Here is a 658-nt window from a genome sequence, read left to right on the forward strand (position 1 = left end):
CTTACCATCGATTCTTCCCACTTGCTGGAATCTTCAACTATAACAACCCACCGTTCACCTACCTGTGCATTTAATTTGTAGACATGTCGGTTATCGAATTGAGGGACGTTGAAAACATTATAATTCCTGTCTATTCTATAATCAGCGCCATAATACAAAGGCGGATCATAAAAAAATATAAACCTGCTGCTGTCTTTCGGGTCTATCGAATCGCGCAGTACTGTATAATGCAGGTCTCCTCCCGCCCATGTATATTCCCAATGGTCGCCTAAATTAGCCGGAAAAAATTGATACGGGTCATCATACTGAGCTAAAATAATTGATGTTAAGAATACAAATAAAATTGTTAAATAAATTGATTTCATTTAATTAAAACCATTGATTTTGTAATTATTGTAGAGCCAGATATTAATGAGTAATAATAAACTCCGCTTGGCAGATTCCTTGCATTAAAGATTACTTGATAATGTCCAGCTTGTTTATGTTCATTAACAAGCGTCTCTATTTCTTTACCGAGAGAATCGAATATTTTTATAGTAACTTTTCCGCTTTTGGGCAAATAATATTCTATTGTAGTAGATGGGTTAAACGGATTGGGATAGTTTTTAAATAAACTAAAATTATACTTCTCGCTATATACTTCAGAAAAATTATTTGC

At 33.7% G+C, this 658-nt stretch carries 1 protein-coding gene and 1 pseudogene; both read right to left on the reverse strand.

What is annotated here, in order from left to right; genetic code table 11:
- Positions 1-365 (reverse strand): annotated as a pseudogene (locus tag ACSSV9_RS14590) (T9SS type A sorting domain-containing protein); the annotation flags it as partial.
- A partial coding sequence (locus tag ACSSV9_RS14595) for a T9SS type A sorting domain-containing protein (protein WP_437347992.1) occupies positions 362-658 on the reverse strand: 297 nt, incomplete at its 5' end. The gene ACSSV9_RS14595 and the pseudogene ACSSV9_RS14590, both read right to left, overlap by 4 nt.

Source organism: Melioribacter sulfuriphilus (assembly GCF_051488685.1).
Lineage (GTDB): Bacteria > Bacteroidota > Ignavibacteria > Ignavibacteriales > Melioribacteraceae > Melioribacter.